Source organism: Roseovarius sp. (assembly GCF_018066915.1).
Lineage (GTDB): Bacteria > Pseudomonadota > Alphaproteobacteria > Rhodobacterales > Rhodobacteraceae > Roseovarius.
Map to the genome: position 1 here is coordinate 1 of NZ_JAGPVV010000282.1, position 6,312 is coordinate 6,312.

Annotated in this window: 4 protein-coding genes and 1 pseudogene; 3 read left to right on the forward strand and 2 right to left on the reverse strand. The window is 62.4% G+C overall.

Annotated features, from left to right (window positions below; all coding sequences use genetic code 11):
* Positions 1-26: 26 nt before the first annotated feature.
* Both argE and KBT70_RS15830 read right to left on the reverse strand, forming a co-directional pair.
* Positions 27-1,190: an acetylornithine deacetylase gene (argE, locus tag KBT70_RS15825; protein ID WP_296636121.1), complete on the reverse strand. Its 1,164-nt coding sequence runs from the start codon at positions 1,188-1,190 to the stop codon at positions 27-29.
* A gap of 2 nt (positions 1,191-1,192) precedes the next feature.
* A complete protein-coding gene (locus KBT70_RS15830; RefSeq protein WP_296636124.1) occupies positions 1,193-3,013 on the reverse strand; it encodes an ABC transporter ATP-binding protein in 1,821 nt (606 codons plus the stop codon).
* Between the two features lie 275 nt (positions 3,014-3,288).
* Between KBT70_RS15830 and KBT70_RS15835 the strand changes: the two genes are divergently transcribed.
* The 3 genes and pseudogenes from KBT70_RS15835 to KBT70_RS15845 all read left to right on the forward strand — a co-directional run.
* On the forward strand, positions 3,289-4,989 hold the full coding sequence (locus KBT70_RS15835; protein WP_296636127.1) for a peptide ABC transporter substrate-binding protein: 1,701 nt from the start codon (positions 3,289-3,291) through the stop codon (positions 4,987-4,989).
* A 90-nt stretch (positions 4,990-5,079) separates the two neighbouring features.
* On the forward strand, positions 5,080-6,087 hold the full coding sequence (locus KBT70_RS15840; protein WP_296636130.1) for an ABC transporter permease: 1,008 nt from the start codon (positions 5,080-5,082) through the stop codon (positions 6,085-6,087).
* Positions 6,080-6,312: pseudogene (locus KBT70_RS15845) on the forward strand (ABC transporter permease); the annotation flags it as partial. The gene KBT70_RS15840 and the pseudogene KBT70_RS15845, both read left to right, overlap by 8 nt.

The window sequence follows — 6,312 nt, forward strand, 5'->3', positions numbered from 1 at the left end:
GAGGCGGGGCAAGGGGCAGGGGGCCTTCACCCCTGCAACCGCCCCAAGAGCGCGCGCATGAAATCATGGCCTGCGTTGAATTGTGCCACGGTGATATATTCATCGGGCTGGTGCGCTTGGGCTATGTCGCCGGGGCCGCAGATCACGGCGGAATAGCCCGCCTCTTGGAATTGCCCCGCCTCGGTGCCGTAGCTGACCACGTGGCGGCCATTGTCGCCGGTGATCTGGCGCACGAGGCTCTCCGCCGCGCCCGCCTCTTCGGGTTGCAGACCCGGCACGCGGAACCTTGGGCGCAGGTCAATCCGCGCCTCGGGGCGCACGGCCTGCATCTCGGCCTCTGCCTCGGCCACCCGCGCCTCAAAGAGCCGCCCCCATCCTTCGGCATCCTCGCCCGGCACCACCCGGAAATCCATGCCAAAGCGGCAATCCTTGGCGGTGATGTTATGCGCGGTGCCGCCCGAAATCTGCCCCACATGCAGCGTGGTCCAAGGCGGATCGAACATCGCGGCAAGGTCTGTTGGCTCTTTCGCCCGGTTCTCGGCATTGCGGGCATTGGCCCAGTCGATCAGCGGGGCAGCGGACATGATCGCATTGACGCCCAGATGCAGGATCGAGCTATGCACCTCGTAGCCCACCACATGCACCTCATAGCCAATCCCGCCCTTGTGGCCCGTGACCGCCTGCATCATCGACGGCTCGCCGATAATCGCCAGATCCGCGCGCGGCACGACACCCTGCATCGCCGCAATCATCGGCGGCGCCCCGAGACATCCCACCTCTTCGTCATAACTCAGCGCCAGTTGCAGGGGCCGCGCCACGCCCGAATGATGCGCCTCGACCAGCGCCCAGATCGCCAGCGCGTCAAACCCTTTCATATCGCAGCAGCCGCGCCCGTAATATCTGCCGTCGCGCTCGACCACGGTATAGGGATCGCTGCTCCAGGGCTGCCCATCCACCGGCACCACATCGGTATGACCGGAGAGGACGACACCGCCCGCCACCTGAGGCCCGACATGGGCGAAAATCGCCGCCTTCTCGCCGGTCTCGTCATAATAGCGATGCGATTCTATCCCGTGACTGTCCAGATACGCCTCGACCCAATCCACCAAGGGCAGATTGCTGTCGCGGCTGACAGTGGGAAACGCAACAAGCCGTTCCATGATCTCGAACGGCGTCAAACGCTCGGCCATGCTCAATACCCGCTGTCCGAGGTCAGTACAAAATGCCCCGGATCGACTTCTCGGTAAACCGACGGCCCCGGCTCATAGCCGACCCGGTGGATGGGCGAGGGGATCGGCTTGAAATTCAGGTCCTTTTCGGATTTCCGCCGCCGTGGATCGGCAATCGGCACCGCCTTCATCAAGGCCTGCGTATAGGGATGCTGCGGGTTCTCGAACACCGCCGCGCGCGGCCCCCGCTCCACGATCCGGCCCAGATACATGACGCCGACATCATGGCTCACCCGTTCGACCACGGCCATGTCATGACTGATAAAGACGTAACTCAGCCCCAGATCTGCTTGCAATTCCATCATCAGGTTGAGCACCTGCGCCTGCACGCTCACATCCAATGCACTCACCGCCTCATCCGCGACAATGAGCTTGGGGTTGAGCGCCAGCGCGCGGGCAATCGCCACCCGCTGCCGCTGTCCGCCGCTCAACTCATGCGGAAACCGCCGCAGAAAAGAGCGCGGCAATTCCACCCGGTCAAAGAGCATCGCCACCCGGTCCTCGATCTCGGACCCTGACACCAGCCCGTAATTCTTCATCGGTTCCGCCACCTGCGCCGCCAGCTTCATCTGTGGATTGAGGCTGGCGAACGGGTCTTGAAAGACCATCTGCATATCCACGCGGGCGCGGCGCAGATCGGCGGGCCCAAGCGCCATGATATCGACGCCATCGAGCACCACCTCGCCCGCCATCGGCTCGATCAACCGCAGGATCGAGCGGCCAGCGGTGGATTTGCCACAGCCCGATTCCCCCACAAGGCTGAGCGTGCGGCCCTTTTGCAGGGTAAAAGACAGGTCTTCGACCGCATGCACATTGGCCAGTGTTCGGCGAAAGAACCCGCCCTTGACCGGAAACCGCGTGGTCAGGCCTTTGACACGCAACAGCTCTTGATCCTGCCCTTTGATCGGCTTGACCTCATGGGCGTCCGACCCCAAGAGGCGCATGGGTTCCGGATAGGCCTTGCCGCGCATCTCGCCCAGCTTGGGCACTGCCGCGAGCAGCGCCTTGGTGTAATCATGGGTCGGGGCCTCGAAAATCTGCTCGACCGGCCCTTCTTCGACCTTGGTGCCGCGAAACATCACGACCACCCGGTCGGCCATCTGTGCCACGACCGCCATGTCATGCGTGATGAAAATCACCGCCGTGCCGGTCTCGCGCTTGAGCCTGTCAATCAGCGCCAGAATCTCGGCCTGAATGGTCACGTCGAGCGCGGTCGTCGGTTCGTCCGCAATAAGCAGGCGCGGCTTGCAGGCCAGCGCCATGGCGATCACCACCCGCTGCCGCATCCCGCCCGACAATTCATGCGGATATTGCTGCAACCGGCGCTCCGGCTCTGGAATCCGCACCTCGCGCAAAAGCTCGAGCGCCTGCGCCCGTGCCGCCGCCTTGTCGAGGCCGCGATGCACGCGCAGCCCCTCGGACAATTGTCGCTCCACGGTAAAGACCGGGTTGAGCGCGGTCATCGGCTCTTGAAAGATCATGCCGATCTCATTGCCCCGGATCGTGCGCATCAGGCTCTGATCCGTCTGGGCCAGATCAACCGTGCCGCCCTCTTTGCGGTCAAACAGGATTCGCCCGCCGGTGATCGCACCGCCGCCGTAGTCAATCAGCCGCATCAGCGACAGCGACGACACCGATTTGCCCGATCCGCTCTCGCCCACGACACAGACCGTCTCGCCGGGGTTCACGCCAAAGGACACATCCTCGACCCCGACGACCGGCCCATCCCGCGTCTCGAATTCGACCCGGAGATTCTCGATCCGGACAATCGGGGTATCCAGCATGGGCGCGGCCTCTGCAATCAGGGGATCATGCCTAAACGCTACTCACTTTCGCGCGTCCCTGTCAAACAACGCCGCACGGAGCACGCGATGTTGACCCATCGCGCAAATGGAATGCTTGCATTTTATTCTGATCCGGTCTGAGATGCCCATGCCAGTCAGGGTTGTGGGCCACCCGCACCCGACACGGCATGCGCCCGGCCAAGCCTAACGCGCCGCGGATAAACGAATGAGACGGCACAAAAATCGCTGTCCAACACCGGAGGAAGACCAAAGCCATGACCCTGAAATCTCTCTTGCTTGGCGCTACCGCCGCCACCAGCCTCGCCTCTGTGGCGATGGCCGAGCGCGGCGCGGATGGCCATGTGAACCTGATCTACTGGCAAGCGCCGTCCATCATGAACCCCTATCTCTCGGGCGGCACCAAAGAGGTAGAGGCCGCCAGCCTCGTGATCGAACCCTTGGGCCGCTACAACACCAAAGGCGAGATGATCCCCTATCTGGCCGAAGAAATCCCCACCGTCGCCAATGGTGGCGTGTCCGAGGATCTCACCTCCATCACATGGAAGATCAAGCCGGGCATCACATGGTCGGATGGCACGCCCTTTACCGCAAATGACGTGAAATTCACCGCCGAATACTGCATGCACCCCGAAGGCGGCTGCGCCCAGCTTGGCAAATATGAGGGCGTGGAATCGGTCGAGGTGATCGACGATCTGACGGTCAAGGTGAACTTCTCACAGCCCACCCCGGTGCCCTATGGTCCCTTCATGGGCGGGCAGGCCCCGATCATTCAGGCGGCGCAATTCGCCAATTGTCTGGGGGCCAAGGCGCAGGAATGCACCGATGCCAATTTCTCGCCCATCGGCACCGGCCCCTTCAAGGTGGATGAATTCCGCCCCAATGACGTGATCTCACTCTCGGCCAACCCCAATTACCGCGACCCGGCCAAGCCGCGCTTTGCCACCATGACCTTCAAGGGCGGCGGCGATGCCACGGCGGCGGGCCGTGCGGTGCTCGAAACCGGCGAATTCGACTATGCGTGGAACCTGCAACTCGCCCCCGACGTGATCGCCAATATGGAGGCGGCAGGCAAGGGCGTGGCCATGTCGGCCTTTGGCACGCTGGTCGAGCGGATCGAGATGAACATGACCGATCCCTCGCCCGACCTGCCCGAAGGCGAGCGCGCAACCGCCAAGCATCCGCACCCGATCCTGACCGACATGCGCGTGCGCAAGGCGCTCTCGATGGCGATTGACCGCGAATTGCTGACCGAAATCGGCTATGGCAAGGCCGGTCGTCCGACCTGCAATCTCGTACCAGCCCCCGAAATCTTTGCCTCCGACAACACCGACTGCCTGACGCAGGACATCGAAGGGGCCAAGGCGCTCTTGGAAGAGGCAGGCTGGACCGTGGGTGCCGGCGGCATCCGCGAAAAGGACGGCAAGAAGCTCTCGCTGCTCTATCAGACCTCGACCAATGCCGTGCGGCAGGATTTTCAGGCGCTGATCAAACAGTGGTGGTCGGAAATCGGGGTTGAAACCGAGTTGCGCAATATCTCGGCTTCGGTGTTTTTTGGCAGCGATCCGGGCAGCCCCGACACCTTCCCCAAATTCTACGCCGATGTGGAAATGTATGCCAACAACTTCGATGGCACCGATCCGCAGAGCTATCTGGCGGGCTATACCTGTGAAAAGGCCCCGCGCCCCGAAACCCAGTGGCAGGGCGAGAATATCAACCGCTTCTGCGATCCGGCCTATGACGAATTGGTCAAGGAACTGGGCCGCACCGCAGAGTTGGAAAAGCGCGGCGACATTGCCCGGAAACTCAACGACATGCTGACCAAGGACAGCTACACCATCGTGCCGCTGGTGGACCGGGGCCGCGTCTCGGCGCGCTCCAACACGCTGGGCGGGGTCGAGCTGAACACCTGGGATACCGAGCTTTGGAACGCCGCGGACTGGTTCCGGATTAAGTGATCTGATCCGGAACGGCCGCCCCGGAGCATCTCCGGGGCGGTGCCTTGCCTGTCAGACACCAATAAGAACGACCCGTAAAAGGCGCCGCGCATGCTGACCTATACGATCCGAAGGTTCGTCCTCGCGATCCCGACGCTGCTGTTCATCAGCCTCGTGATCTTTCTCCTGCTCGAATTGGCGCCCGGCGATCCCATGGCACAGGTGCCCCTGACCGTGCCGCCCGACGTCAAGGAAAAGATGCGCCTGGCCCTCGGTCTGGGCGAGCCCACGCATATTCGCTTCCTGAAATGGATGTGGCAGTTCTTTGTGGTCGAGCCGATGATGTTGATCGACTGGCTGTTTGGCACCGCTTTGGCCGAAGGCCAGCAGCGCGTGCTCAGTTGGCAATTCCGTTCACCGGTGATGGATGTGATCGTTCAGCGCATGCCGCAAACCCTCTGGGTGGTGGCGATGTCCTATGTGGTGGGCATCCTGATTGCCCTGCCCATCGGCATCTATTCCGCCTATCGGCAATATTCCGTGTTCGACCAGACCGGCACCTTTGTCACCATGGTCGGCTATTCGGTCCCGCCGTTCTTTTCCGGCGTGCTGGTGATCGTGATCTTTTCGGTGCAACTGGGCTGGCTGCCCTCGATCTATGACACCACGCTGGTGGTCGTGGACTGGCAGACGTTCAAGCTGCAATTGATGCAGATGGTCATGCCGGTGATGGTGCTCGCCCTGCAGACCACGGCGCAGATCAGCCGCTTCATGCGCGCCTCGATGCTGGACAACCTCAATCAGGATTACGTGCGCACCGCCCGCGCCAAGGGGCTGTCGGAATGGTCGGTGGTCATGGTGCATGTGCTGCGCAACTCGATGATCCCGGTGATCACGGTAATCGCGCTCGGCGTGCCCTCGATCTTTGGCGGCGCGATCATCACCGAACAGATTTTCAAGGTGAACGGGCTGGGCCAGCTTCTGATCACCGCGATCGAGGCCAACGACCTGCCGATGGTGCAGACCGTGACCTTCATGATTGCGGTGCTGATCGTCTTTTTCAACATCGTCGCCGACGTGCTCTATGGCGTGTTCGACCCGAGGATTCGCTATGACTGAAACCCCGAAACCCATCGCGGCCCTCGCCGACACCGGCCCGACAGCCCCGCCGCGCAGCCAGTGGCGCGACGTCTGGGATCAGTTCCGCAGCCACCGGGGCGCCCTCATTGGCAGTGTCGTTCTGATCCTCATTATCGCAGCGGTGTTCCTTGGCCCGCTGGTCTGGCCCTATGACGCCACCTTCATCGACATTCGCGCCCGCAATCAGGGGCCAAGCTGGACGCA